The 22,738-nt window shown below is 69.8% G+C and carries 25 protein-coding genes; 5 read left to right on the top strand and 20 right to left on the bottom strand.

The features are described from left to right. Positions 1 to 170 precede the first annotated feature (170 nt). Positions 171 to 593 carry an amino acid-binding ACT domain-containing protein gene (locus ACOJUJ_RS05750; RefSeq protein WP_420125896.1) on the top strand — a complete coding sequence of 141 codons (423 nt, stop codon included), beginning with the start codon at positions 171 to 173 and terminating at the stop codon, positions 591 to 593. 37 nt (positions 594 to 630) lie between these two features. On the opposite strand, the gene ACOJUJ_RS05755 is transcribed toward ACOJUJ_RS05750, so the two are convergent. The 6 genes from ACOJUJ_RS05755 to ACOJUJ_RS05780 all read right to left on the bottom strand — a co-directional run bounded on the left by ACOJUJ_RS05755 (position 631) and on the right by ACOJUJ_RS05780 (position 4,898). Then, positions 631 to 993 carry an iron chaperone gene (locus tag ACOJUJ_RS05755; protein ID WP_420125897.1) on the bottom strand — a complete coding sequence of 121 codons (363 nt, stop codon included), beginning with the start codon at positions 991 to 993 and terminating at the stop codon, positions 631 to 633. 16 nt (positions 994 to 1,009) lie between these two features. Next, positions 1,010 to 1,450, bottom strand: coding sequence for a DoxX family protein (locus ACOJUJ_RS05760; RefSeq protein ID WP_420125898.1), 441 nt, complete (start codon positions 1,448 to 1,450; stop codon positions 1,010 to 1,012). A gap of 295 nt (positions 1,451 to 1,745) precedes the next feature. Next, positions 1,746 to 2,165 (bottom strand): DUF1801 domain-containing protein, encoded by a 420-nt coding sequence (locus ACOJUJ_RS05765; RefSeq protein WP_420125899.1) that lies wholly within the window; start codon positions 2,163 to 2,165, stop codon positions 1,746 to 1,748. Between the two features lie 302 nt (positions 2,166 to 2,467). Continuing rightward, the gene (locus ACOJUJ_RS05770) at positions 2,468 to 3,142 is read right to left on the bottom strand and encodes a hypothetical protein (protein WP_420125900.1); all 675 of its coding nucleotides are present in this window, start codon (positions 3,140 to 3,142) and stop codon (positions 2,468 to 2,470) included. A gap of 51 nt (positions 3,143 to 3,193) precedes the next feature. After that, complete coding sequence (locus tag ACOJUJ_RS05775) at positions 3,194 to 3,799, bottom strand: SF0329 family protein (RefSeq protein ID WP_420125901.1); 606 nt, start codon at positions 3,797 to 3,799, stop codon at positions 3,194 to 3,196. Between the two features lie 172 nt (positions 3,800 to 3,971). Continuing rightward, the gene (locus ACOJUJ_RS05780; RefSeq protein ID WP_420125902.1) at positions 3,972 to 4,898 is read right to left on the bottom strand and encodes a LysR substrate-binding domain-containing protein; all 927 of its coding nucleotides are present in this window, start codon (positions 4,896 to 4,898) and stop codon (positions 3,972 to 3,974) included. Positions 4,899 to 5,053: 155 nt separating this feature from the next. Here ACOJUJ_RS05780 and ACOJUJ_RS05785 point away from each other — a divergent pair, with 155 nt between their 5' ends. Both ACOJUJ_RS05785 and ACOJUJ_RS05790 read left to right on the top strand, forming a co-directional pair. Beyond that, positions 5,054 to 6,844 carry a hypothetical protein gene (locus ACOJUJ_RS05785; RefSeq protein WP_420125903.1) on the top strand — a complete coding sequence of 597 codons (1,791 nt, stop codon included), beginning with the start codon at positions 5,054 to 5,056 and terminating at the stop codon, positions 6,842 to 6,844. A gap of 93 nt (positions 6,845 to 6,937) precedes the next feature. Beyond that, positions 6,938 to 8,680, top strand: coding sequence for a hypothetical protein (locus tag ACOJUJ_RS05790; protein WP_420125904.1), 1,743 nt, complete (start codon positions 6,938 to 6,940; stop codon positions 8,678 to 8,680). A gap of 302 nt (positions 8,681 to 8,982) precedes the next feature. On the opposite strand, the gene ACOJUJ_RS05795 is transcribed toward ACOJUJ_RS05790, so the two are convergent. From ACOJUJ_RS05795 to ACOJUJ_RS05815, 5 genes are all read right to left on the bottom strand, one after another. After that, a complete protein-coding gene (locus ACOJUJ_RS05795) occupies positions 8,983 to 9,780 on the bottom strand; it encodes a carbon-nitrogen hydrolase family protein (RefSeq protein ID WP_420125905.1) in 798 nt (265 codons plus the stop codon). 99 nt (positions 9,781 to 9,879) lie between these two features. Then, positions 9,880 to 10,227: a hypothetical protein gene (locus ACOJUJ_RS05800; RefSeq protein WP_420125906.1), complete on the bottom strand. Its 348-nt coding sequence runs from the start codon at positions 10,225 to 10,227 to the stop codon at positions 9,880 to 9,882. Between the two features lie 188 nt (positions 10,228 to 10,415). Further along, positions 10,416 to 11,117, bottom strand: coding sequence for a hypothetical protein (locus ACOJUJ_RS05805; RefSeq protein WP_420125907.1), 702 nt, complete (start codon positions 11,115 to 11,117; stop codon positions 10,416 to 10,418). Positions 11,118 to 11,208: 91 nt separating this feature from the next. Beyond that, the gene (locus ACOJUJ_RS05810) at positions 11,209 to 11,502 is read right to left on the bottom strand and encodes a GIY-YIG nuclease family protein (protein ID WP_420125994.1); all 294 of its coding nucleotides are present in this window, start codon (positions 11,500 to 11,502) and stop codon (positions 11,209 to 11,211) included. A 459-nt stretch (positions 11,503 to 11,961) separates the two neighbouring features. Next, positions 11,962 to 12,192, bottom strand: coding sequence for a helix-turn-helix domain-containing protein (locus ACOJUJ_RS05815; RefSeq protein ID WP_420125908.1), 231 nt, complete (start codon positions 12,190 to 12,192; stop codon positions 11,962 to 11,964). Positions 12,193 to 12,347: 155 nt separating this feature from the next. Between ACOJUJ_RS05815 and ACOJUJ_RS05820 the strand changes: the two genes are divergently transcribed. Beyond that, entirely contained in the window at positions 12,348 to 12,584 is a 237-nt protein-coding gene (locus ACOJUJ_RS05820) for a hypothetical protein (RefSeq protein WP_420125909.1), read from the top strand. 12 nt (positions 12,585 to 12,596) lie between these two features. Here ACOJUJ_RS05820 and ACOJUJ_RS05825 read toward each other — a convergent pair whose 3' ends face one another. The 9 genes from ACOJUJ_RS05825 to ACOJUJ_RS05865 form a co-directional block, all read right to left on the bottom strand. After that, a complete protein-coding gene (locus ACOJUJ_RS05825) occupies positions 12,597 to 13,154 on the bottom strand; it encodes a hypothetical protein (RefSeq protein WP_420125910.1) in 558 nt (185 codons plus the stop codon). A gap of 336 nt (positions 13,155 to 13,490) precedes the next feature. Further along, positions 13,491 to 14,627, bottom strand: a complete 1,137-nt coding sequence (locus ACOJUJ_RS05830; protein ID WP_420125911.1) for a S1 family peptidase — start codon at positions 14,625 to 14,627, stop codon at positions 13,491 to 13,493. Between the two features lie 432 nt (positions 14,628 to 15,059). Continuing rightward, positions 15,060 to 15,623, bottom strand: coding sequence for a GNAT family N-acetyltransferase (locus tag ACOJUJ_RS05835; RefSeq protein ID WP_420125912.1), 564 nt, complete (start codon positions 15,621 to 15,623; stop codon positions 15,060 to 15,062). Positions 15,624 to 15,625: 2 nt separating this feature from the next. Further along, positions 15,626 to 15,934, bottom strand: coding sequence for a hypothetical protein (locus ACOJUJ_RS05840; RefSeq protein ID WP_420125913.1), 309 nt, complete (start codon positions 15,932 to 15,934; stop codon positions 15,626 to 15,628). Between the two features lie 127 nt (positions 15,935 to 16,061). Next, positions 16,062 to 17,657: a serine hydrolase domain-containing protein gene (locus tag ACOJUJ_RS05845; RefSeq protein WP_420125914.1), complete on the bottom strand. Its 1,596-nt coding sequence runs from the start codon at positions 17,655 to 17,657 to the stop codon at positions 16,062 to 16,064. A 401-nt stretch (positions 17,658 to 18,058) separates the two neighbouring features. Next, positions 18,059 to 18,886, bottom strand: a complete 828-nt coding sequence (locus ACOJUJ_RS05850) for an alpha/beta hydrolase (protein WP_420125915.1) — start codon at positions 18,884 to 18,886, stop codon at positions 18,059 to 18,061. A gap of 40 nt (positions 18,887 to 18,926) precedes the next feature. Continuing rightward, the gene (locus tag ACOJUJ_RS05855; protein WP_420125916.1) at positions 18,927 to 19,481 is read right to left on the bottom strand and encodes a GNAT family N-acetyltransferase; all 555 of its coding nucleotides are present in this window, start codon (positions 19,479 to 19,481) and stop codon (positions 18,927 to 18,929) included. A 418-nt stretch (positions 19,482 to 19,899) separates the two neighbouring features. Further along, positions 19,900 to 20,841, bottom strand: coding sequence for an aminoglycoside phosphotransferase family protein (locus ACOJUJ_RS05860; protein ID WP_420125917.1), 942 nt, complete (start codon positions 20,839 to 20,841; stop codon positions 19,900 to 19,902). 40 nt (positions 20,842 to 20,881) lie between these two features. After that, positions 20,882 to 21,379: a GyrI-like domain-containing protein gene (locus ACOJUJ_RS05865; RefSeq protein ID WP_420125918.1), complete on the bottom strand. Its 498-nt coding sequence runs from the start codon at positions 21,377 to 21,379 to the stop codon at positions 20,882 to 20,884. A gap of 673 nt (positions 21,380 to 22,052) precedes the next feature. On the opposite strand from ACOJUJ_RS05865, the gene ACOJUJ_RS05870 reads away from it, so the two are divergent. Beyond that, the gene (locus tag ACOJUJ_RS05870; RefSeq protein WP_420125919.1) at positions 22,053 to 22,730 is read left to right on the top strand and encodes a TetR/AcrR family transcriptional regulator; all 678 of its coding nucleotides are present in this window, start codon (positions 22,053 to 22,055) and stop codon (positions 22,728 to 22,730) included. The last annotated feature ends 8 nt before the right edge of the window (positions 22,731 to 22,738 follow it).

A 22,738-nucleotide genomic window follows, 5' to 3' on the forward strand; every position in this document is an offset into this window, starting at 1 on the left:
ACCCGCCCGCGGATAGATGGCCCTTCGGGCGCGCGCGGGGTGCAGGGCGAACGACCAGGTTCCCCGCGGCGCTCCCACTGGATGACTGGGCTTCGTTGAGGAGTCCGAGAAACACCTTCAGTGGGCGACGGATCTCCGTCCGCCACCACTACTTTCAGGAGGGGATGACGATGAAGGATCTGACGATCGAGCTGGAGGACCGGCCGGGGGCGCTGGCGGACATGGGCGACGCGCTGGGTCGTGCCGGCGTGAGCATCGAGGGCGGCGGCGCCTGGGTGGTGGGCGGGAGCGGGGCGGCGCACTTTCTGGTGGCGGATGGCGCGGCCGCGCGCGCGGCGCTGGAAACCGCGGGGATCCGCGTGGTGCGGGAGCGCGAGGTGCTGGTGCAGCGGCTCAGGCAGGATGTGCCGGGCCAGCTGGGTGCCATCACCCGGCGCATCGCGGAGGCGGGCGTGAACATCGAAGTGCTCTACAGCGACCACGACCACCAGCTTATCCTGGTGGTGGACGACCTGGAGGCCGGCCGCGCCGTCTCCGCAGCCTGGACCCGGGATCAGGCGGCGGCGCCGTCACGGAGACGGCCAGACGCGTGATCCGCCATCACCCCTGGCGCGTTCCACGCCGCGGAACTCAACCGTTTCGCAGGCGCTCGTTCTCCGCGATGCGCGCCTGCACCAGCGCGTGGACCAGGGCGTCCGGCAGGGGCTTGTCCGCGGCGAAGCGGATGGTGCCCTTGCTGGTGTCGTAGCCCGCCAGCGCGTCGCGGTGCGCATCCACGGTGGAGCCGCTCATCAGGTACAAGGCGCAGTGCTTCGCCGTGGCGCCGTACCCGACCAGCGGCCCGTTCTGGCGAAAGGCGGGGAGCGAGTAGCTGATGCACTCCTCCGCCCGCGGGGCCGCCGCCCGGATGGTGCGCCGCAACTGCTCCAGCGCGTCGCGCTTGTCCTGCGGGAGGGCGGCCAGGTACTCATCCGGGCTCGTCGGCCTGGGCATCAGCGGGGCTCCGGGGTCAGGAGCGGAGGGGGAGCAGCGCCCGCAGCCGCGGCTCGCGCAGGTACAGGCCGGCCCACACCAGCACGCCGAACACGGCGGCGAACGCAAAGAACGGATCCTCCACCCGCACGTGCGACGCGGTGGCGCCGCCCAGGTAGCCGGTCAGCAGGATGGCGCCCAGCACGGCCGTGCGCGGCACCAGGTACAGCAGCGTGCAAACGGTCAGCACCACGCCGATCGTCGTCGCCAGGTGCTCGGGATATCCAAACTGCACGGTGCCGTCCACGTACGGCTGAAAGCGCACCGTCCGCAGCACGCCGTCCACCAGCAGGAACAGCGCGGCGAACCCGCTGATGATCCGCCCCGCCAGCACCATCCCGCTCCCGCCCGCCTTCGCCGTCGCGCCGCGCGCGGTGCCGGCCGCGCGTCCCTGCTTGATCGTCGCCGTGATGCTCATCGTCGCTCCTCGTGGTGTCGGATGGAGAGCCGGTTCTTCTGCCCGCCTCTACCTGTCCGACGAACGGGGCATCACGGAATCGACATCCGCGAAACAATCGGTTTCATTCATACCGCTTCTCACGGTTCGTGGTGCATTCGGCGCATCGCGTGAACACCAATTGCACCTCCAGAATTGGATAACTCACACGGGGTCAACGGGGTCAACGGTAAAGATCAAAACGTTGACCCCGTGTGAGACGAGTCTTTTCCATGATCCGGGATCGGGTCCCACGATGAACCGCGGGGAGTCGGGATCACACGTGCCGGATCCATTGGCGGATGATGTCCGCGAAGGCGGATTGCCGCGTCTCCACGTCGGCCCCGTCGCGAAACGTGATGGATGCGCGGTCGTCGCCGAGCCAGGTGAGGATGGACTCCGGATCCGCGATGGCGGCGCGGGCGCCGGACTTGTCGCGCACCTTGGCGCCAAAGTGCAGGATGATCTGCACGCCGGTTCTGGCGCGCAGGTGGAAGGTGGCGAACCACTCCGCGGCGCGAAAGCTGGGGGCGTTCCACTTGATTCCTTCCGCGATCGCGGGATCGGCGTCGAGGATGATCCGCCGCAGTGCCAGGACCTCCGGCTTGTGCGGATGATCCAACGTGTCCAGGAACGCCTGCACGTCATCCCCCGCCGGTGCACCGCGCCCGCCCTGCCTGCTGGCCGAAGACTTCACGATCGTACTCCCGTGTGCTGAGGATGTGGTGAGGCGGCGGGTTTGCCGCGACCCGCGGCGCCCCCTCCGGGCGAGCACCACTCGCCCACCTCCCCCGAAACTGCCGGGGGAGGTTGGTGTGGGGCAAAGTTCGAAGCGCTGCGGATGGGGTTGTGCGGGATGGTGAGCCGCCCCCCTCCCCGACCCTCCCCCGCAAACTGCGCGGGGGAGGGAGGTGCGACGCACCTTCGGAAACGCCATCGAAGTTCTCCCCTCTCCGTGAGGAACGAACGGGGAGGGGCCGGGGGAGGGGCACCGCCGCGTCAGGCCGGATCGTGCGTGGCGACCCAGCGGGCCATGAGGTCGAAAAGGCGCGCGGAGTCCGGCGGACCGGGCGGAAGCGCCGCGACGGCGGCGAGCACCCGGTCGACCAGCCGTTCCCGCTCCGTGGTGTCGAGCAGCAGCACGCGGGGCGGATCGGCGGCCTGCAGCGCTTCGAAGTAGCGGCGCTGCGGGCGGATGAGGCGCAGGTGCATCTCGTGGTTGCTGCGCGTGCGCGTGGGGTCGCCGGCGCGGCGCGCGCGAAGCTGTGCCTCCGTCGCCAGCAGTACCACGTACAGGTCCGGGAACGCCAGCGTGCCGGCGTCGACCCGCGCGCGGTGCAGCGGCACCTGCACGTCGATCCCGGGCCAGTCCTGATCGGCGAACACCCAGTTGAACCACAGGCCCTTGAACGGGTCGCAGTCCTTTACCACCAGCGGCGCCTCCCCCGCGAGCGCCCGCGCGCGCCGCCACTCCGCGGCGTGCGCATCCACGAACCACGCGGCGGATTCCGCGGCCGGCGGGGCGCCGCTCGCGTCCAGCTCCGGGATCACGGCCGCGCCCGTCCGCCGCGCCAGCGCCGCCGCCAGCGTGGTCTTTCCCACCGCGCTGGGCCCCTCCAGGCAGACGATCGGCGCCCGCGGGGAGGATGAGGATCGCTCCGAGCCTGTCGTCATCCACCCATCATCTCACCGGCACGCGCGACGGGCAAGGACGGAGCGGAGGGCTCAGTCCAGCTCGTCGCCGGGGCCGCGGGCGTTGCGGGGACCCGGGGCGACAGGCGCTGGGGGCACGACTCCCTGTGGCAGGCGTGGAGGGGCGAAGCGGGATGAAGCGGACGAGGGGACCGCGAGGGCGTCGGGCCACCCTTCCGCCTCTGCGCGAATGCGGTAGAGCCGCTGAACCAGCGGGTGCTCCACGTCCATCCGCTCCAGGCGCAGAAAGCGGCGCTTGCCCACGCGGCGGTCCAGCATGGCCAGCGCGCGGTTCAGTGGCCACGGGCTGGCGAGCAGGTCGTCGATGCCGTTGTGGAGGCAGCACTCCAGCGCATCGAGAAAGTCGCCGTAGCCAAAGAGCATCCCGCGCGTCCAGTCGCTTTCGGGAGAGCCCGGCTCGGCGGCGTCCGCCGCTTCAATCGCCCGGCTCTGCGCCGCCCGCGCGGCGTCGCTCTGGATGTCGGCCATGCTGTGGATCTGCTCGCCGTCCAGGGTGATCCACCCCCGCCCGTCGGTCGTGGCGGGTTTGCGGTAGACGGCGGCCCACACCTGCACCCGCCCCTGCAGCGACGGCGCGAACCGCGCTTCCACCTGGTGCTTCAACTGGCTCCACCGCATCCCTGCTTCATCTCCAGATCGTCAGACTGTGCTCCAGGGGCAGACCCCTGCGTGCGAAAGGCGCCGCGGGAGCCCGTACCCCGTCAACCGCCAGGGTCCGTCCCGCCGCACTTCCGCGTGATCCTGCGTGGCCGCGAGCCGGCCCGCACCGGCGTCGGACTTTTCGGTGTGGCTACCCGTCCACGGCGGATGCGTGGGCGCGGGCGGCGGCGAGGCCGGGCTCGCGCAGGGCGGCCAGCAGGCCTTCGAGCGCGACCGACGGGCGGTTGGGGCGGTAGGCGGCGACCACCTGCGCGGTGGCGGTGCACCCGGAAAGCTCGCGCACCACCACGTCGGGCAGCAGCAGCGTGCCCATGGAGCGCGGGATGAAGGCCACTCCGGCCCGGGCGGCAACCAGGCTGAACGTGGAGTGCACCTTGGCCACCTCGAACACCACCCGCGGGGTAAAGCCGGCGTTCTGGCACATCCCCACCAGCTGGTCATAGTAGACCGGCGAAAGGTGGCGCGGAAACAGGACGAACGGCAGCTCGGCCAGCAGGGGGAGCGGGATGACGGGGAGCTCCGCCAGCGGGTGTCCCTTCCACAGCGCGATGCAGAACGGCTCCTCCAGCAGCACCTCCACGTGCAGCACCTGGTCCACCAGCGGGCCCCGGGCCAGCGCCACGTCCACCAGGTCGCGGCGCACCGCATCAAACTGCTCCGCGGCACCGGCGTCCTCGCGCATCTCCAGGTGCACGCTGGGAAACGCCTCGCGAAACAGCCGCACAGCCTGCGGCAGCACGCTCAGTGCGGCCGCGTCGGCAAAGCTCACGCGCAGCGTCTCCATCTCGCCGCGGCTGGCGCGCTGCGCCACCTCCACCGCGCGGTCCGCCTCGGCCAGCACCCGCCGCGCACCCGCCAGGAACGCCGATCCCGCCGGCGTAAGCTCAACCCGGCGCGTGGAGCGGACGAACAGCTGCACCCCCAGCTTGCGCTCCAGCTCGTTGATCTGCTGGCTGAGCGGCGGCTGCGCCATGTGAAGGCGCCGCGCCGCACGGCTGAAGTGCAATTCCTCCGCGACGGCCACAAAGTAGCGGAGCTGGCGCAAATCCGGAGTCATTCATACCTCGATCGTCTCAATGGCCAATCGAACCGATATTTCCCCTATGGCTCCGTCTAACGTAGTGTTGCGGAGGGGCCGCGCACCAGCCGCCGTCCGTCATCCCTACGCGCGCCGCGGGCCGGGTGCCCGTACAAACTGAAGTGCTCCAATCCATGTACTCTGAACGTCCCACCTTCCCGTTCCCGCACACCCGCGCCGCCAGCGCGTGGACGCTCTGCCTGCTGGCCGCGTCCCTCGCCATCGTCGCCGGCGCGCGGCCGCTCGCCACGCAGGCCACGAGCGCTTATGCGGAATCCGCCGCATCCCCGCCGCGCGCGCTGCCGCCGGTGGAGTACGATGCGCTCCTGCGCGAGGCGGCGCGGCTGCGCGAGGAGCGGGACTTTGCGGGGGCCGCGGCGGCGTACACGCGGCTCGCGGCGGCGCACCCGGTGGACGGCGACCTGTGGGCCGCCCTGGGCGACACCCGCCGGCTGTCGGGCGACTGCGTCGGCGCCCTTCCGGCGTACCGCCGGGCGCTGCGGCTGGGTTCATGGAGGGCGGCGGACCACGTGCTTTCCGGCGCCCGCTGCTTCGCGGCGCTGGGACAGGCGGACAGCGCCCCGGCCTGGATTCGCCACGGGCTGTTCCAGCAGCGCTCGCTCTGGCGGCGCGGGCTGCTGCGGGACACCACCCTCGCCAGCCTGTGGCAGAACCCGGAGTTCCGGACGCTGGCCGGCGCCGCGCCGGGGGATTCGCTCACGCGGGACGAGGGGTGGCGGCACGACCTGGACTACCTGATGGCCGAGATCCGGCGCGTGGACGCCGTCCATTCCCTGGCGCCGCTGCCGGACAGCGTGGCCGCCGCGGCCGAGCGGCTGCGCCGGCGCATCCCGGAGCTGACGGACGCGGGGGTGCTGGTGCAGATGCAGCGCATCGTCGCCATGATCGGCCGCAGCCACGGCGAGGTCTTTACGCACCGCCAGCCCACGCGCGTCCGGTTTCCCGAGCCGCTCCCCATCACCCTGCGCGACTTTCCCGAAGGCCTCTACGTGGTGGAGGCGGACAGCGGGCTGGCGCACCTGGTGGGGCAGCGGCTGGTTTCGGTGGATGGAACCCCGGTGGACCGCGTCGCCGCGGCGATCCGGCCGCTGATGATGCGCGAGGGCAACCCCGAGCAGGACCTGCTGATCGAGCGCTACGTGATCCAGCCGCACGTGCTGCACGCGCTGGGCGTTTCGCGCGCGCCCGACCGGGCCACGTTCGGCTTCGTGGACGCGGCGGGACGCCGGCGCGCGGAGAACCTGGTATCCACCCCCGGCCACCGGTACGGCGACCTGCCGCCCTCCCGGCTGCCCGGGGCCGGGCCCGTGCCGCTGTACATGAGCCGCCCCGCCGAGCCGCTCTGGCTGCAGGCGCTGCCGGACGATTCCGCGCTGTACGTGCGCATCCGGGAGATCCGGGACCAGCCCGGCCTGTCGATGGCCCAGCTGGGCCGCCAACTCGCGCGCGCGGCGGACAGCACGGCGGCGACGCGCCTGATCGTGGACATCCGCGGAAACGAGGGCGGACGGACGCAATCGTACGCCGAGCTGGCGGGCAACATCATCGGGTTCCGCGCCAGGCCGGGGCGCCAGGTCTACCTGCTCATCGACCGCCACGTGTTCTCGGCCGCGCTGAACCTTACGCTGGACCTAGAGCGCTTCGCCGATCCGCTGATCGTGGGCGAGCGCACGCTGGGGCAGCCCAAGCTGCACGGCGACGCGGTGCTGTTCCAGCTGCCGTGGAGCGGCGCGTGGGCCATGCTGGCCGACCGCTACTGGCAGCTCACCACGCCCGAAGACGACCGCTCGTGGGTCGCGCCCGAGGTGCCGGTGCGGCTTACCGCCGCCGACTACTTCGCCAACCGCGATCCCGTGATGGACGCCGTGCGGGCGCTGATGCGTTCCCGTCCCCCGGCGCCCTGACCGCGATCCGCATCCGCCGCACCCGACTTTTCTCGCCGGTCGCGGGAATGCACCCGTCCGGCGACGCACGACCCTTCCATCGAATGACCACCCATGCATCTCAAGACCGCCGCCTGCGCCGCGGCCGCCGCGCTTCTGCACGCCGGAGCCGTGGGCGCGCAGCCGGCCGACTCCACGCGCCTGTCCGTGCCGCGCCCCGCGCCGGGGATGGAGTTGCTGGCCGCCCCCGCCGACGGGCCCGCGTACCTCCACCTGCGCAGCCAGGCGCGGCGGCTGATGTCGCAGCGCCTGTACGCCCAGGCCGAGCCGCTGCTGGACGAGGTGGCGCGCGCCTATCCGCGCGACGGGCAGAACTGGATGCGGCTGGGCCATACCCGCGCCGCGCTGGGCAGGCACAGGGAGGCGGCGGAGGCGTTTGAGCGCGCGGGGCCGCTGCTGGGCTGGCACTACGGCATGCCGGGAGACCCCGGGGTGTTCGCGGCCACCAGCCGGATGGCCGCCGGCGACCGCCGCGGCGCGCTGGACCTGCTGCGCCGGCTGGTGTTCCAGGAGCGCAGCATCCGCCGCCAGGGGCTGTGGGACGTCCCCGCGCTGCAGCCGCTGCGCGACGAGCCGGAGTTCCGCGAGATCGCCGGCCGGCCTGACGTGTCCGGACTCAGCCGGGACGAGGGATGGCGGCTGGACGTAGACTACCTGTACGAGGAGACGAAGCGCGTGAACCCCGACTACCACGCCGCTCCTTTCCCCGCCGAGGTCACGCGCCGCTACGAGCAGCTCAAGCGCGACGTGCCCACGCTGTCGGACGAGGAGATCTTCGTCCGGATGAACCACATGCTGGCCCCGCTGCGCCAGGGGCACACGCACCTTTTCATCACACCGGACGCACGTTTTCTCCCCGTGCGGCTGTACGCGTTTCCGGAAGGCCTGTTCATCATCGAAGCCGCGCCGGAGCACGCGTCGCTCATCGGGTCACGCGTCGTGGCGTTCGAGGAGATGCCGACGGAGGAGGCGGTGCGGCGGATGGGCGAGGCACGCAACCGCGACGGCGAGATGGAGGTGATGTGGTCGGTGAGCACGCTGGCCTCCACGTACTACCTCAAGGGGCTGGGCGCCATCCGCGAAACCGCCGCCGTCACGGTGACGCTGCAGGCGCCGGGCGGGGAAACGCGCCGGGTTACGCTGCCCACGCGCGCCACGGCGCCGGCCGGGCGGCAGGACCGCATGGTGCCGCCCCCGGGCGCCGCGCCGCCGCTGTTCCTGAGCCGGATGGACCAGAAGCACTGGGAGCAGGCGCTGCCGGAGCACGACGCCCTGTACGTGCAGATGAACAACGTGTCCGACGATCCCGACGAGACCCTGCAGGCGTTCGGGCAGCGGCTGCGCACGGTGCTGGCGGAGCAGAACCCGGCCAACCTGATCGTGGACCTGCGGCACAACAACGGCGGCAGCACCAACCTGTACACGGAGTTCCTGCGCACCGTGACGGCTTTCAGCGCGCAGCCGGGAAAGCGGGTGTACGTGATGATCGGCCGGCGCACCTTTTCGGCGACGGCCAACCTGATCACGGACCTGGAGCGGCTGGCGTTCCCGTTCTTCGTGGGCGAGGCCAGCGGCGAGTGCTGCCACCTGAACGGGGATCCCAGCTTTGTGACGCTTCCCTACAGCGGCATTCAGGGCGAGGTGACGGGGATGAAGTGGAACCTGAGCGGCACGGTGTTCGACGCCCGGCGCGAGATCAGCCCGCAGATCCCCGTGCAGCTGACCGCCGAAGCCTACTTCGCCGGCCGCGACCCCGCGCTGGAAGCCATCTTCCAGGTCATCCACGCCGGGGGTTGATGCGGCCAGGATGATTCCGGACCGTCAAACAACCGATCTCACGCGGAGACGCGGAGGGCGCGGAGGCGCGGAGACGCGGGATGCAATGCCACTGCGGACCGCATCCTGTCATCGTCATACCGAATCCGCAAAAGCATTGGGCACGCAGAGGAAGCGGAGGAAGCAGAGAACTGCAGGTAAAAACCTCTGCTCCCTCTGCGTGAGAACCTGCAGTTGGGGAATACGCAGTGTATTTGCGGATCAGGGATCAGAGAAGCCGTTGACGTTCTGAGGGAAGTCGGCCTGGTCTAGTTCAGGCAGTGTCAGCCGGCTTCGGCGTAGCGGGCGGGGGCAAAGCGGGTGGCGATCAGGCCGGTGGCGCTGCGCACGTCGATGGGCTGCACCAGCACGCCTTCTTCGCCGTACGGCAGGTACGCCTGGCACGCGCCGGAGGGATCGATCAGGCAGGTGGCGGATTCAGGAAAGCGCAGGGCGTAGTTGACGCTGGCGAAGTAGATGGTGTTCTCGATGGAGCGCATCATCATCGCGCGCTCGTAGTACGGCGCGGCGGCGCTCCCCCACTCCGTCAGCGCGGCGCCCCCGGTGTTGCTCCCCGTGTGCTGCGGATGAAAGACGATGCTGGCGCCCCGCGTCGCCGCCCATCGCACCGTCTCGGGATAGCGCCACCCCTCGTGGCAGATGACGACGCCGAACCGCACCCCATCCACCTCGAAGATGCGCCGCGTGTCGCCCGGGACGTAGAACGGATCCTCGCTGGGCGCCAGCTGGTTCTTGGTCTGGCTTCCCAGCATCCGCCCCTCCGCGCCATGGACGACGGCCACGTTCTGCCGCCCGCCGTCCGTGATCCGCTCCATCCCCATGATGGTCGCCACGCCGTACGTCCTGGACAGGCGCGACAGGGCCTGCAGCACACGCGCCTCGTCGCCGCGATCGAAGGGAAGCACGTCGATGTCGACGCCGTGCAGCCCCGGCAGGTACGCCTCGGGAAAGCACACGATGCGCGCGCCCTGCGCCGACGCCTGCGACAACAGGCGCTCGACGCGGCTCAGCCCGTCGTCCAGGCTGGTGGCGACGCGCGGTGAAGCGAGTGCGATAATCATCGGTCGGTTCTCATCCGCGTGAGCGGGCGGCGGGTGTGATGGCTCGGCGGCGTGGCGCGGACCACGCGGGTCGATGGCGTGCGGGACGGACGGCGACGCTTACATCATCATCGCCACGGCCAGGGTAGCCATCATCAGGACAATGATGAAGAGGATAAGCGCCACGCGCGACCAGGTCATGGGAGGCTCGGGAGGCGTATCCGGTTCCCGCGCCGGCCCGCCCGCCTGCACGATGAACACCTCCAGCAGCGGGAACAGATCCTCCGCCGTGAACTCCTGGCCGTATCCGCCGCGCTCCAGCGATTCACGCTCGTCCGGCGCGCCCGCGATCCAGCCGTCCAGCTCCCGCGGCGTGCGGGCGATGCCGCCGTCGTCCACCATCCGCATGGCGATGGTGCGGGTGGTTTCGCGGACTTCGTTGGAGAATCTGAATCGCGGCGGGCGCATCGCATTCCAATCGCAGGCGTGTCGCGGGTAGCTGCGGCGGAACGCAGAGGCAATTGATACGCCCGCGCCGCGGCGGGCACCGCGGGATCAGGAGATCGCGATGCGGACGACGATGCCGCACGGCGACACGCGCAGCGCCGCCAGCCGCATGGACGCGACCGCCTCGGATCACTCCACCCCCGAATCGATCAGGGTGGATCCGCGGAGCCGCGCCGCCATGCGTCGACCTCGGCTTTGGTCACGGTTGGGCTGGCGACGTCGGCGGCGACGTACGGGGCGAGGGATCGATACGTCGATACCTCGCGGTCCGCCGGCCCAAAGACGATCTCGAAAGACGGAGTCCCGTTGCGCCAGAAGATCACGCTCTCGTCGTCTTTTCCGTGGACGCCGAGCGAATTGTTTCCGCGCACCTGCACGTCCAGACCACGGTACGAGAGCCCGACCGTGCTGTCGATGCTCACCGCCACGGACCGGTTCAGCACGCGGCCAAACGCGTCCGTGAACTGCGTGCGCAGGTTGCGCCCGCGCGAAAGCATCGAGCACTCCACGGCGATAAAGTCGCGGTCGCGGTACAGCTTCTCCTCCATGGAGGTAAACTCCGCGAACGCGTACCGCGCCTTGCAGTAGCCGCGGTTCTGCACCAGCGCCGAAATCTCCGCCACCTGCGCCGCGATCGCCGTCGAATCCTGCTCCAGCGTGCTGAGGTAGTACTCCCGGACGAACAGATACCCGTTGGCGGGATTGATCTCCACGTACACCTCCGGCGACTCCACGCCCAGCGTCTGCGCGCCGGCGGGCGCCCCGTCCGCGGCACACGCGCCCAGCACGCAGGCCAGCGCGATCGTAAGCCAGTGGCCACGAAGCACGGTGGGAATGTATCGAAATTTCATTGCGGGTTGCTTCGCGTCTACGGTTCGGGACGGGGAGAGCAGGGACACGTGGCCACTACGGCCGGATCGAGCCAAACCCACACGAACACCTTCAGGGACCCCGGAACTTGGGCCATCGATTATACCCGATAGACGGATCATTAGAACGCAACGCCCTGATGAACTCAGCTTCCTTCAATGCTACTTCTGAATCGGATGCGGAGTCGGATTCCCAGAGTATCTCCCGTCGGACCGAGAAGTCTCGCCGTTGCTCCAACGTGAAGTCGGCAGCGATCAAATGATCAGCCGCGCTCCCGAAATAGTTGATGCTGTTGGTTAGATCCTTCCCAACGTAGATCTTCCCATTGGGGTACGTGATTTTGTAGATCACGCTGGTACGCGGCACGTCCGTCACAGCTCGACACCGTCCGTAGATTGCAAGTCGACGCTCAGCCGCGGAATGGCATCCCACCTCTCGGCGAGCTAGCGCAGGGCGGGGCTTGGGGGATAACCGGGAGATTGCGTGGGGCGAAGAAACGAGAAATCAGGCAGTCAGGCGGAACCGACTGCCGCCAAGCGGCGTCAGTTCAAAGTGCGGCGGCTGGTACTTGGGCCAGGGAAGTCGACCGTTTCGCCGCAACCAATCCTTGATGATTGAACTCCGGACCTCGGGACAGTCTACCCAAAAACCCGGTAAAAGCGGAAGGCTGTGAACCTCTCTGTCAATTTCGACCTGGATCGCCTTCCAAGTAGCGTCGAAATAACGGTTACGGTTCAATTTGCCGATCTTGAGCCCGTATACACCCCTTCCATTGTGCCATGCACTCACCTGCACATCATCTCCCTTGATTCTTCGATGTTGCCCTCATTGCAGTTTGCGAAGTCTGGCAACTTGGGCCTGGATGAGCTTTGCGCGCTTCTCCAGTCCATCGGCAAGCCGCGCGACGCTCTCCGGCTGGGGCGTGCGCGTGCCGGCCAGCCACGCAATGATCGCCGCGCGGCTCACGTCCGCGTCTTCAGCGATCAGGGTGCGCGGCAACCCGCTCTCCTCGATCACTTCACGGACGACGATCTGCACCTTATCCGGGTCTGCCAAGGCGTATTCTCGTAGTCATATTTGACAGCGAGTCGGAGTCACATTAGACTACGACGCAACCAAGAGTGCGGCTGGGTGTCAGCCCACCGATGCGGCAACCGTGGATTGTAGGCGTGCCGTGCGAACGGCGCAAACGCGACGAGAGGAGGATTTCGATGCCAGCCAGTACAGCGCACCATCAGCAGGCCTCGCCCACGCGGCTGCTGGAGATGCTGTCGGATCGATTCGGGGCGTTCGAGGCGCTCGCCTCCTCCAGCATCACGCTGGCCCGCGTGGCGCCGGACGAGGAGCGGCCGATGGAAACGCATGTTGCGGAGGCGGTGCTGGAGTTCGGCGAGGACCTGCGCGTTGCGCGCGATGCCGCTGCGGGGCGGGCGCGAGGGAACGCCTGACCCGGCAACGGGTCAGACGGAAAGCTCGGCGCTTTCGCCGGAGGCCTGCAGGGTAGCGCGGATCTTTTTCGCGACGACGTCGCGGTTGCGCGCGGCAAGGATGGCGGCGGGCAGCTTTCGCAGCGAGCGCTGGTAGGCCGGGTAGCGCGCGGGGTCGCGCAGGGTGCTTGCGATGTAGTGCAGCAGCACGCGCGCGTGACCGGCATCCACCGCCCACAATCGCGTTCCGCGCACGTTCCATTGAAAGTACGCGTCGGCCGGCCAGCGCAGCACGTGCACCGCCGCCAGGTGGCACGCCCGGCAGCGGACCACGCCGCGGTGCCACAGCCGGTATCCGCCGCCCGGGCGATCGCGGCCCGTGGTCAGGTACTGCTCCGGCCCACGCGGCGCGTTCCAGCGGAGAAGCGAGGGAAACTTCTCGCGCACGTGCCATCCGCCCCACCGCTTCACCTCATCCTGCGGCAGGCCCGCCGCGGCTCGCCCGCTGATGAATTGAAAGGGCTCGTCCCACGCGGCGCGCCCGCCGCAGCGCGGGCAGCGAATCTCCACCGAACCGTCGCGCGGCAGCATTGGCTACGCCACGCCTCGCGGGCGCGCGTGGCCGCCGAGGGCACTCCCGCCCACCGCGCGACCGGCGTTCCATGATGCGGGAGTGTGTATCATCATGACGCTCATGGTTCGTGGATCAGAAGCGCGCAACGCGGGGGAAGCGTCACCCGAACATACGGCGCGGGCCGACGCGGCGCGACGGGGTGTTCTCGCTCGTCTCCCTCCCGCGCGAACATGTTTCAGCGTGCGGCGGAGCCCGAGAGCGTCCTGTCAGCGCCCCGATGGCCCTGACGCGCGGAAGCCGCGGGGGGCACCTGCCCCCCGCGGCTCCATATCCTGCCCGGCTCTCGTGAGTCGTCAACTTGTGGCTACGGTAACCGAGATCCCCGAGATGTAGTTGATGGGCATGTAGGCCGAGTCGTTGCCCATGCCGTAGGTGTGCGACCCGTAGGCGGTGTTGCCCGAGAACCAGGGGCCGCCGCTGTCGCCGCCCTCGGAAAGGTTCACGCCGTTGCCCGCCACCTGCACCCAGGTGCAGGCCCCGCTCGCGCAGTAGGAGATGGTGGCGATGGTGCCGCAGGTGTAGCCGGTGGTCTTGCCCTGCTTGCACACCTGCGAGCCCACGGTCTGGCTGGTGCGCGAGCGGGTGCCGGTGATGGCACGGGTGGAGGTGCTCACCTTGATGGTATTGGGATACGTGTGGCCGCTGGCGTTGTGCCACTGGATGTCGTACGAGCCGCTGTACGCCTCGCCGCGGAAGGTGAGCGCGTAGCCGGAGAGCGACTGGCTGTTGCCGCAGTGCCCGGCGGTGCTCACGCCGCGGCTGCCGGAGGAGTTGTAGACGGTAAAGCCGGTGGTGCAGGTGGAGATCCCCAGTCCGCCGTACATGGCGATCTCCTCCTTGGGAAGATGGTCCACCTCGACCACCGCCGCCTCACCGGCCGCCAGCACCGCCCGTGCGGCGGCCGAGCGGCCGCGCTGCACGTGCACCTCGGCCCGGTTGGCGCGCACGTCAACGCCGCCCGCCGCCGGGATGCCGCTGTTGCGCACACGGTGGTAGCTGGCCTCAAGCCGGCGCTCCAGCTGCTGCAGCGTAAAGCGGGCCGGCTCCACGCGCACCACCTGCGCCAGCTCCGGCGTCAGGTACGGGCGGATGGTCTCCTCGCCCTTGCGGGTAAAGCGGGCGACCACGTGAAACTCCGGGGCGTGCTCGATGCTCAGCCCGGCAAAGGTCGCGGCCTGCTCCGCCGTGAGGCGGGCGTTCAGCGCGTCGACGGCCTCCTGCAGCTGCAGCCGGCGCGCGCCTTCCTGCGCGCTTACGCCAAAGGTGGCGGCGTAGACGGCAGCGTCCTGCTGAATGCCGTCCACGACGGCTTCGGAGCGGGCTTCGCCGTCCGGAGCGGGAACGGCGGCGTCGGAGGGAAGCCGGTCGCAGGCGGCCGTGAAGGCCATGGTGGCGACCAGCAGCGCGGGGGTCCTGAAGCGTTGGTGCATGAGGTCCTCCTTGGGGGTGGATGGGCTCTGGAGCGTGTCGCTCCGCACCCCCTATGAAGGCAAGTAATCCGCCATGAATTGCGAATTACTGCCCCACGCACCTACCTTGCTGCCACACTTCCGTTTACCTCGTTTCTCGTAAACAGATTGGGGATGGATGCCGTGCCTTCATCCGGTGCGGCGGGCTGCAGAATGGTGCACTCATGCTGATTGTAGAACCTGAAGAGAACAAGCGTACAAGGAACAGAGCTGGACAGACGGAGATGGGTAATGAGACTCGTTTCTATTCCTGGGTTTGGCTCTGTTCTTCTGTTGCCCAGATGTTGTTTTCCGGATTCGGAATTACTGTCTCTCTCGCGAAACACCGCTCCGAATCAGCCGATCCGCTCATAGTCCAACCGTCGAGCCAGCCATTGGATACCGTGACTTGTTTCAGCCTGTTACGTGCTCCGCCGTGTCGCGAGCGTTTTCCATCGTCTCCGTCACTGCCGATAGAGTCCGGGTGAGCCACAGGACCAGATCGTCATCCACCAGCACCTGATCGCGATACGCCACCGTGCGATTTTGCCACGAGATCCCGCGCCCGTCGGGAACGTACCCGCGCAGCGCGTACAGCCGCTGCGCAGGGCCGTAGTCCGGATCAAGCCCCACGCCGATCCCCACCACGCGGCTCCGCGCTCCCGCCGCCGCTTCCGCCGCGTCCATCAGCGCGGAGCCGATGCCGCGCCGCCGGAACGCGGGAAGCACGTTGAAGTCTTCGATCACCGGTATCCCCTCCGCGCGGAACGGCGGATACTCCGGCCGCCAGTTGAGCGTGACGTACCCGGCGAACGCATCCCCCATCCACGCCACGAAGACGTGGCGATCCCCCGCCGCCTGCTCCCCCAGGTAGCGCTCGTACTGCTCGCGCGGCTTAGCCCAGCCGATCGCCTCGAACGCCAGGGCGATCGGCGCGGGATCGGACGGCTGCAGCGGGCGGATGGTGTGCGGATTCACACCTAGCCACGCTCAGAGGTCAGCTTGTTCAAGATGATGATTTCTTCTGAGGAGAGATCAACCGCCACTATATCCATGGGTTCAAAGTTACTGTGGAACCAATTGCGCAGAGGCGCACCGCCGCGGATGCGCGCTGTGCCGTTCATGTTCGCGCGGCGATCAAGCTTCGCCTCGATCTCGACACCGCGCCGTCCTAAGCGAAGCCGTACCGCTCCTTCTGCTTTGCGCACGTAGCGATCATAATCCACGATCACATAGAAGAATCCTTCATTGAAGTAGGTTTGCCGCAGTGTTAACGGAAATGTCGGCATGTTTCTCCTCTGCGTCTAATGATTCGCCAGGTTGTGGGCGCGGCGGGAGCGGGGCTGACAAATAGAGCATGGCCGAAGTCGGCACTCACCACGACCGGCGGCACACGGTTCGCGGCCTCGCCGCGCATCACCGGCACACGGGCGCCGGCGTCATTCGTTCGTCGCGGGGCAGGGGGCGCACTTCCAGGAACTGCACGCCGGCGGGCTCCGTGGGGGCCAGGGTGATGGACACGCCCAGGTCGCCGCTGCGGCACCGCATCCGCCAGCTGCCGCGAAGCGCGTTCTCCGCCACGATCGGCCCGTCGGCGCGGCAGTCGCCTCCGGCCTGCGCAACCAGGCGGTCCATCGCCGCGCGCCGCCGCTCCTTCGGCTCGTCCAGGAACAGGTTCATCGCGGCCAGGCTGTCGGCGAGGGCATCGTCCCAGCGCGCCACCAGCCGCGACACCTGCTCCTGCCGCCGCAGCAGGATCGGCGCGGGCTGCGGCGCGCGCGCGGTCAGGGCACCGGTGCGGGACAGGATTCCCAGCGCCTGCTCGGTAACGCCGCCCCAGCCGGTGTAGGTCAGGTTGCCCATGGCGACGATCCCCACGCCGTGCTCCGGCAGCCAGCGCATCAGCGACCCGAACCCCGGCAACCCGCCGCTGTGCGAGACGACGGTGCGGAACAGGCACGTCTGCCGGATGCCCAGCCCGTAGCCGTACCCGCCCGCGCTCAGCGTCACCGTCCCCGCCGCCGTGTCGCGCGCGGCCGAGGCGCCGCTGTAGCGCCACACCTGCTGCATCTCGCGGACGGACGCGCGGCGCAGCGGCCCGCGCTCCGCCTCGTCACGCGAGGGAAACGCGTCGAGCATGAAGCCCACCCAGCGCCCCAGGTCGGCGATGGAGGTGAGCATGCCGCCCATGGGCCCGAACGCGCCGTCCGGCAGCTGCGGCTCCTCGATCCACTCGCCGTCGCGCAGCCGGTAGCCGTGCGCCAGCCGATGCGGCGGCACGGCCGAGGCCTCCAGCGTGGTCGAGGTCATCCCCAGCGGCAGCAGCACGCGCTCGGTGACGTACCGCGGGTACGGCATCCCCGACACGTTGGCCACAATGCGCCCCAGGATGGCGAAGCCAAAGTTGGAGTACTCATAGCCGCTCCCGGGCGCGGTAGAGAACGGAATGCCGCCGCGCATCATCGCCGACATCTCCGCGTCCGTGGCCGCGAGCTGCTGGTCGCCCCACGGGTTGTCCTCGGGAAAGCCGGCGGAGTGGGAGAGGAGGTGGCGGATGGTGATCTTCGGCGCGTCCGCCGTCGGGTAGCGCAAACCGGCAAGCTCCGGCACGTAGCGCTCCGCCGGGTCATCCAGCGAAAGCATTCCCGCGTCGCGCAGCTGAAGGATGGCCGCCGCGGTAAAGCTCTTGGTCATGGAGGCGATGCGGAACACCGTTCCCGTGTCCACCGGCGCGCGCGACGGCAGCTCGCGGTACCCGGCCGTCCCCACGTGCGCCAGCCGCCCGTCGATCACGATGCCGTACGCGATCCCCGGCACCCGCGACCGCTCCGCGAACTCGCGCATCACCCGGTCGATCTCGGGGAACGCCGCACTCAGCCTGGCGAGACGATCCGGGTCGGCGAACCCGGCGGGCGAAGCCGCGCCACCCGCGCCCGTCGACTGCGCCGAGGCCGTCGAGGGCGGCAGCGCGAGGAATGCGCAGAGCGTGGCGAGCAGGATACGCGGGATCATGGGATTTCTCTCCGCTCGGCGGGATGAGGCGTGGCAGGCGAAGCTGACGCTCGTTTCCATCCACCGCAAGACGTAATGCGGACGGCGGGTTACGCAGGTTGACGCGGTGGAGACCCGGATGCGCGTTGACGTGCAGGTCCACGACTCGCGGTAGTGAGCCCGCCCCCGGGCCCTCTCCCCCGCCGGGCCATTCGCTCGTTCCTCGCGACAGCCGGCGACCCCTCCCCCAACTTCGGGGGAGGGGTTGTGTGCACCGGGGGTTCAGCACGCTTCGGACGAGGTCGAAGCGGGATTGGATTCTCCCCTCTCCCGCGCAGTTTGCGGGAGAGGGGCCGGGGGTGAGGGCCCGCGGACGCCAGTGCGGTGCCCTTCGCCGAGCCTCACATCACTTCTATCAGCCGCTACGGACACTCCGGCGCGAACAGCTCGCGCAGCACCGGCGGGGCGAGCGCGCGGTAGATGGTGGCGTGCGTCAGATCGGGCCGGGGGCGGTACCACCAGCGCAGCCCGGCGGGTGCGTCGTCGCGCAGCACCTGCTGCAGGCGCGTGGTGGCGGCGACGATCTCCTCCTCGTCCGCGGACGACAGGTAGAGGCGGCCTTCCAGCCCGGGACGGGCGCGCAGGCGCTCGCCGGCGGCGCGTACCACGGCCTCCCGGTTCCACCACAGGCTGGGGCTGAGCGCGATGTACGTATCGAACAGCTCAGGCCGCATGAAGAACGTTTCCACGATGAACAGCCCCGCCAGCGACTCGCCGATGATGGCCGTCTCGTCCGACACGCGGTAGCGGCGCTCCACCTCCGGCATCAGCTCGTCGCCGATGAACCGGAGAAACGCGGCCGATCCGCCCACGCGCGGCGCGATGGCACGGTCCTCCGCCACCTCGGTGGGCCCCGTCATGTCGCGCCGCCGCTCCGTGTTTTCGATCCCCACCACCAGCATCGGCCGCATCTCGCCGGCGCGGATGCCGGCGTCCACCGTCGCGGCTATGTGCGGAAAGTCCTCCTGGATGCCGCCGTCGGGCATGTACAGCACGGGATACCGCGCGCCGTCGGCGTAGCCCGGCGGCGTGTAGACGTTGATGCGCCGCGTCTCCCCCGTCGCGTTGGAGTGCAGGGTGAACGTCTCGTGCAGCGGCAGCGGCTCCTGCGCCGCAGATTCCGCCGCAAAGCCGCCGGTAAAGAGGAGGGACGCGATCGGCAGCACCTGCTTGATTCGCCTGGGCATCATCATCGTCTGGTCGGGTGCGCCGGAGCGCGAAAGGGGTGGATCACGGAGCGTCGGCGGAGCGCTCCGGCGGCGGCGCGGCCGATGGCGATGCGGCGTCGTGATGCAGGATCTTGCCCAGACACACGCACTCGTCGCGGCCGGCGTAGCGCCCGTAGTTGTGGATGGGCTCGTACCCGCGGCGCGTGTAGAAGGCGACCGCGGCAGTGTTCACGCGCCGCGTCTCCAGCCACAGGGCCTGGTATCCCAGGCTCCGCGCCCGCGCCTCCAGGTCCGCGAGCACGGCCGAGCCGACGCCGCGGGAGCCCGGCCGCGCGTACATCCGCTTCACCTCCGCCACGCCGTCCGCGAACGGCCGGATCGCGCCGCACCCCAGCGCCTCGCCGCTGGCCGAGCGAGCCACCACGAACGCGCCGCCGGGCCCGCACACGTCCGCCACGCTGAACGAGCCCGTCCCACCCTCGCCCGTGATGCGCGTGAGGGTGCGCGTAAGCTCCTCCATCAGCGCCGCCGCGTCCGGCGAAAGCGGGTCTTCGGCGCTCACGCGCGGGCCGTCATCCATCCACAGATCCCCGATGATGGTGTTCTGGCGATCCACACGACCAGTCATCCGGAGCCGCCGCACAAATCGTTGCCCTTGCAGGATCTACGGCGGCGACCGAAGGAGCTTGCCGACACAACGGCTCGGCTGGATTTCTGCCTCGGAGCATGCCTTACGGCGGCGGAGAGAAGGTCCTTCGGTCGCGCGCAAGCGGTTGCGTGAAGGCTGGTTACCCGTGGTGCGCTCCCTCAGGATGACTGATACCATTTCTCGCAGTTCGTTGTGCAATCAGAGGAACGACGGAAAAGCATCACGCGGAGGCGCGGAGGAACTGATGAGGCACGGAGGCGTTTTGGGCGCTCCCTCCGCGCCTCTTCTGTTTTCTCCGCGCCTCCGCGTGAAAATCGTTCCCCTCACTGCACATCGAAATCCGGGAGATGGTATGAGCCCTGATCGGCGGTATCACGAACACTCCTCACAGCGCCCCTCGCACCCGTGCCACCGCCCGTAGCGATTGCGCGCAGCCCAGCCAGCGGCGCACTTCATCCTCATCCCGGTCTTCCGCGGCCCAGAACGCCGCCAGCACGGCCAGCGCGTACCCCCACCCGGCCAGCCGCCGCACGTCATCCCCCAGGCGCTCCGCCAGCACGTCCAGCCGGTCCGACAGCAGGGCGACGGGGTGCGGATGCGACAGGACCAAGCGGCGGGGATTGCGCAGCAGCGCCGCCGGCTCCGCCTCGCGCGGGCCGATCACGCCCTTGGGATCCGCCGCCAGCCAGGGGAGCCGCTCCGCGCGCAGCAGGTTGTGATGATGCAGGTCGCCGTGCAACACCGATGCACCGGACGTATCGGCCAGCAGCTCGGCGGCGAGCGACCGCGCCTCGCGGCACGCCGTCGCCAGCTCGGGAACGCCGTCACAGACGCCCGCGGAGCCCAGTGCCTCGACGGACGACGCGAGCGTCGGCAGGGGGTGGCGCGCGGGGCCGGGAAGGGCGCCGAGCCGGACGATCACGTCCGCCGCGGCCGCCGTCGCCGCGCGGTCGTCACCGGCGCAAAGCTCCGCCAGCGGCGTGCCCGGCACCGCCCGCTCCAGCAGCAGCGCGCCGCGCGACAGATCCGCCGCCTGCAGGCGCACGGCGCCGCGCCCCGCCCAGTGGGCCAGCGTGCGCGCCTCGTGCGCCAGCCACTCCGTCGCGGGCGCCAGCTTCAGGACGAGCGACGCGCCGTCCGGCCCGCGCACGGGAACCACGAGCGCCGCGCTGGCTTCGGCGTACGGTGCGCCATCCTCCGCCAGTCCCCACGCGGCCATCGCGAAGGCCCGGTGCTCCGGAAGCCGCCGGAGCCACGCGGCGCCCTCATCGCCGCGGGCGCCGACCACGCGCGCGGCCACGTCGCCGGGGAGGATGGAATCGGTCAACGCGCGGCTCCGCGGCGGGGAAATCGGAGCACGTACCCCATCACGGCGCCGGATCGCTTCGTTCCGCCGGCCGGATAGAGGCCCAGACCTCGATCACCCCCGCTCCGGTGCGCGGATCGTAGTCCGCGTCGTAGACCTCGAACTCCGGCGTGTTCGCCAGCTCATAGCCCGATCGCGGCAGCCACTGGTGCCAGATGGCGTCCCAGGTGGCCTGCAGTGCGGAGGCAGGGCCGCGGTGCTTGAACACGGCGTACTGCTGCGCCGGAACGCGCATCCGCCCGTACCCGGGCCCCACCCCGTCGAACCCCGCCACCTCCGCGGCGGTCATGTACTCAAAGGTCTGCGCCTGCAGGTCGGCGCCGCACATCACGCCGTACGCCGCCGTCCCCTGCTGCCCCGGCAGCGTTCCCAGCTCGCGGAACGCCCGCCACTGCTCCGGGATGCTTTCCCCCGCCCCGCTGAACGTGTGCACGCGGCGCAGCCCCGCCAGCAGCATGCCCCCGCGCTCCACGATGCGATCCGGCTCCATGAGTGTCATCGGTCGTCGAAATCCGGTGGGTCGATCCGTTCCACGGCGGTTCCTCCGCGCAGCGTGTTGTGCACCTCGGCCACACGGTCGGTGTGCTGGATCAGCGCGCGGACCGAGGCGCCGCGATCAAGCTAGGCGATGACCACGCGTCGCGCGATCCTGGCTGCGGGGCAGATCGTCGCCGATGAGCCCGGGCGCGGCGGCCGGCATCGAACTGGCGCCCGACGGGGTGCCCCTCCCCCGGCCCCTCCCCGTTCGTTCCTCACGGAGAGGGGAGAACTTCGGTCCCGCTTCGACAGCCGGTCGGGTGCACCCTACCTCCCCCGGCAGTTTCGGGGGAGGTGGGCCGGTGGTGCCGGCCCGGAGGGGGCCTGCGCGGAGCCTTCCGAAGCGTACCGCCGCCCGCCCCACACCCAACCGCCCCCAGTCTTTTTTGGGGGCGGTAGGCGAGGTTTACGAGCCCGGAGGGGGCGCCGCCCCTCGCCCCACGCGCTGCCGAGGCGCCCCGACGCCGGTGCCGTATATCCCCCCTCCCGCGCAGTTTGCGGGAGGGGGTGGCGCGCTCCTGGGCGCCGCCGGGGGAGGGCCCCACGCGCACAACATCCTTGACGAACCACCTTCGTGAAGGTAAATAAGAATGAGATTCGCATTTCCATCCATCCGCCCGCACCACCGGGGTTCCGTGGCCGATCCAGCATCCGCATCCACCCGCACCCCGCGCCAGCCGCGCAGCAGGCAGACCGAAGAGCGCATCGTCCAGGCGTTTGGCGAGCTGCTGGGCAGCGCGCGCTTCGAGGACGTGTCCGTGCAGCAGGTGGCGGGGCGCGCGGGCGTGTCGGTGGGCGGCTTTTACGCCCGCTTCGCCAGCAAGGACGACCTGCTGCTGCACGCCATGTACGCCGGCTACGTGCGCGACGCGCTGGCGCTGGCGGAGCGCGACCTGGATCCCGCGCGGTGGGCCGGCGCCGGCATCGCGCCCGTCGCCCACGCCTACTTCGCGCTGATGCTGGCCGCCGCGCGCGAACACGGCCCCGTGCTGCGCGAGATCGTGCACCGCACGCGCGGCAACCCCGAGACGGTGGCGCACAGCGCCGCGTGGGCCGCGTTCCGGCAAGGCGTTACCGAGCCGTTTCGCCAGCTGATCGCGGACCGCATGGGCGAGATTCGCCACCCCGATCCGCCGTTCGCCCTGCGCTTTGCCTTTAGCGCCGTGTCGTCGGCGCTGCGCGAAAGCCTGCTTTTTGGGCACATGTCTCCGTCCATGGGCCCCGTGGACGAGGGCGTGATGGCGCGCGAGCTGGCGCGCATGTTCTGCAGCTACCTGGGCGTCCCCTTTCCCGCCGGCGCCGACAGCGCCTGATCCATCCA

It is taken from the genome of Longimicrobium sp. (genome assembly GCF_048594345.1).
Classification (GTDB): domain Bacteria; phylum Gemmatimonadota; class Gemmatimonadetes; order Longimicrobiales; family Longimicrobiaceae; genus Longimicrobium.

What these genes read in the sequence shown, in the direction of transcription:
- ACOJUJ_RS05760 (WP_420125898.1), bottom strand. Translation starts at nt 1,450, where the DNA reads ATGAGCATCACGGCGACGATCAAGCAGGGACGCGCGGCCGGCACCGCG.
- ACOJUJ_RS05795 (WP_420125905.1), bottom strand. Translation starts at nt 9,780, where the DNA reads ATGATTATCGCACTCGCTTCACCGCGCGTCGCCACCAGCCTGGACGAC.
- ACOJUJ_RS05805 (WP_420125907.1), bottom strand. Translation starts at nt 11,117, where the DNA reads ATGAAATTTCGATACATTCCCACCGTGCTTCGTGGCCACTGGCTTACG.
- ACOJUJ_RS05850 (WP_420125915.1), bottom strand. Translation starts at nt 18,886, where the DNA reads ATGATGCCCAGGCGAATCAAGCAGGTGCTGCCGATCGCGTCCCTCCTC.
- ACOJUJ_RS05785 (WP_420125903.1), top strand. Translation starts at nt 5,054, where the DNA reads ATGTACTCTGAACGTCCCACCTTCCCGTTCCCGCACACCCGCGCCGCC.
- ACOJUJ_RS05755 (WP_420125897.1), bottom strand. Translation starts at nt 993, where the DNA reads ATGCCCAGGCCGACGAGCCCGGATGAGTACCTGGCCGCCCTCCCGCAG.
- ACOJUJ_RS05750 (WP_420125896.1), top strand. Translation starts at nt 171, where the DNA reads ATGAAGGATCTGACGATCGAGCTGGAGGACCGGCCGGGGGCGCTGGCG.
- ACOJUJ_RS05865 (WP_420125918.1), bottom strand. Translation starts at nt 21,379, where the DNA reads ATGACACTCATGGAGCCGGATCGCATCGTGGAGCGCGGGGGCATGCTG.
- ACOJUJ_RS05840 (WP_420125913.1), bottom strand. Translation starts at nt 15,934, where the DNA reads ATGCCGACATTTCCGTTAACACTGCGGCAAACCTACTTCAATGAAGGA.
- ACOJUJ_RS05770 (WP_420125900.1), bottom strand. Translation starts at nt 3,142, where the DNA reads ATGACGACAGGCTCGGAGCGATCCTCATCCTCCCCGCGGGCGCCGATC.
- ACOJUJ_RS05830 (WP_420125911.1), bottom strand. Translation starts at nt 14,627, where the DNA reads ATGCACCAACGCTTCAGGACCCCCGCGCTGCTGGTCGCCACCATGGCC.
- ACOJUJ_RS05790 (WP_420125904.1), top strand. Translation starts at nt 6,938, where the DNA reads ATGCATCTCAAGACCGCCGCCTGCGCCGCGGCCGCCGCGCTTCTGCAC.
- ACOJUJ_RS05800 (WP_420125906.1), bottom strand. Translation starts at nt 10,227, where the DNA reads ATGCGCCCGCCGCGATTCAGATTCTCCAACGAAGTCCGCGAAACCACC.
- ACOJUJ_RS05775 (WP_420125901.1), bottom strand. Translation starts at nt 3,799, where the DNA reads ATGCGGTGGAGCCAGTTGAAGCACCAGGTGGAAGCGCGGTTCGCGCCG.
- ACOJUJ_RS05820 (WP_420125909.1), top strand. Translation starts at nt 12,348, where the DNA reads ATGCCAGCCAGTACAGCGCACCATCAGCAGGCCTCGCCCACGCGGCTG.
- ACOJUJ_RS05780 (WP_420125902.1), bottom strand. Translation starts at nt 4,898, where the DNA reads ATGACTCCGGATTTGCGCCAGCTCCGCTACTTTGTGGCCGTCGCGGAG.
- ACOJUJ_RS05825 (WP_420125910.1), bottom strand. Translation starts at nt 13,154, where the DNA reads ATGCTGCCGCGCGACGGTTCGGTGGAGATTCGCTGCCCGCGCTGCGGC.
- ACOJUJ_RS05845 (WP_420125914.1), bottom strand. Translation starts at nt 17,657, where the DNA reads ATGATCCCGCGTATCCTGCTCGCCACGCTCTGCGCATTCCTCGCGCTG.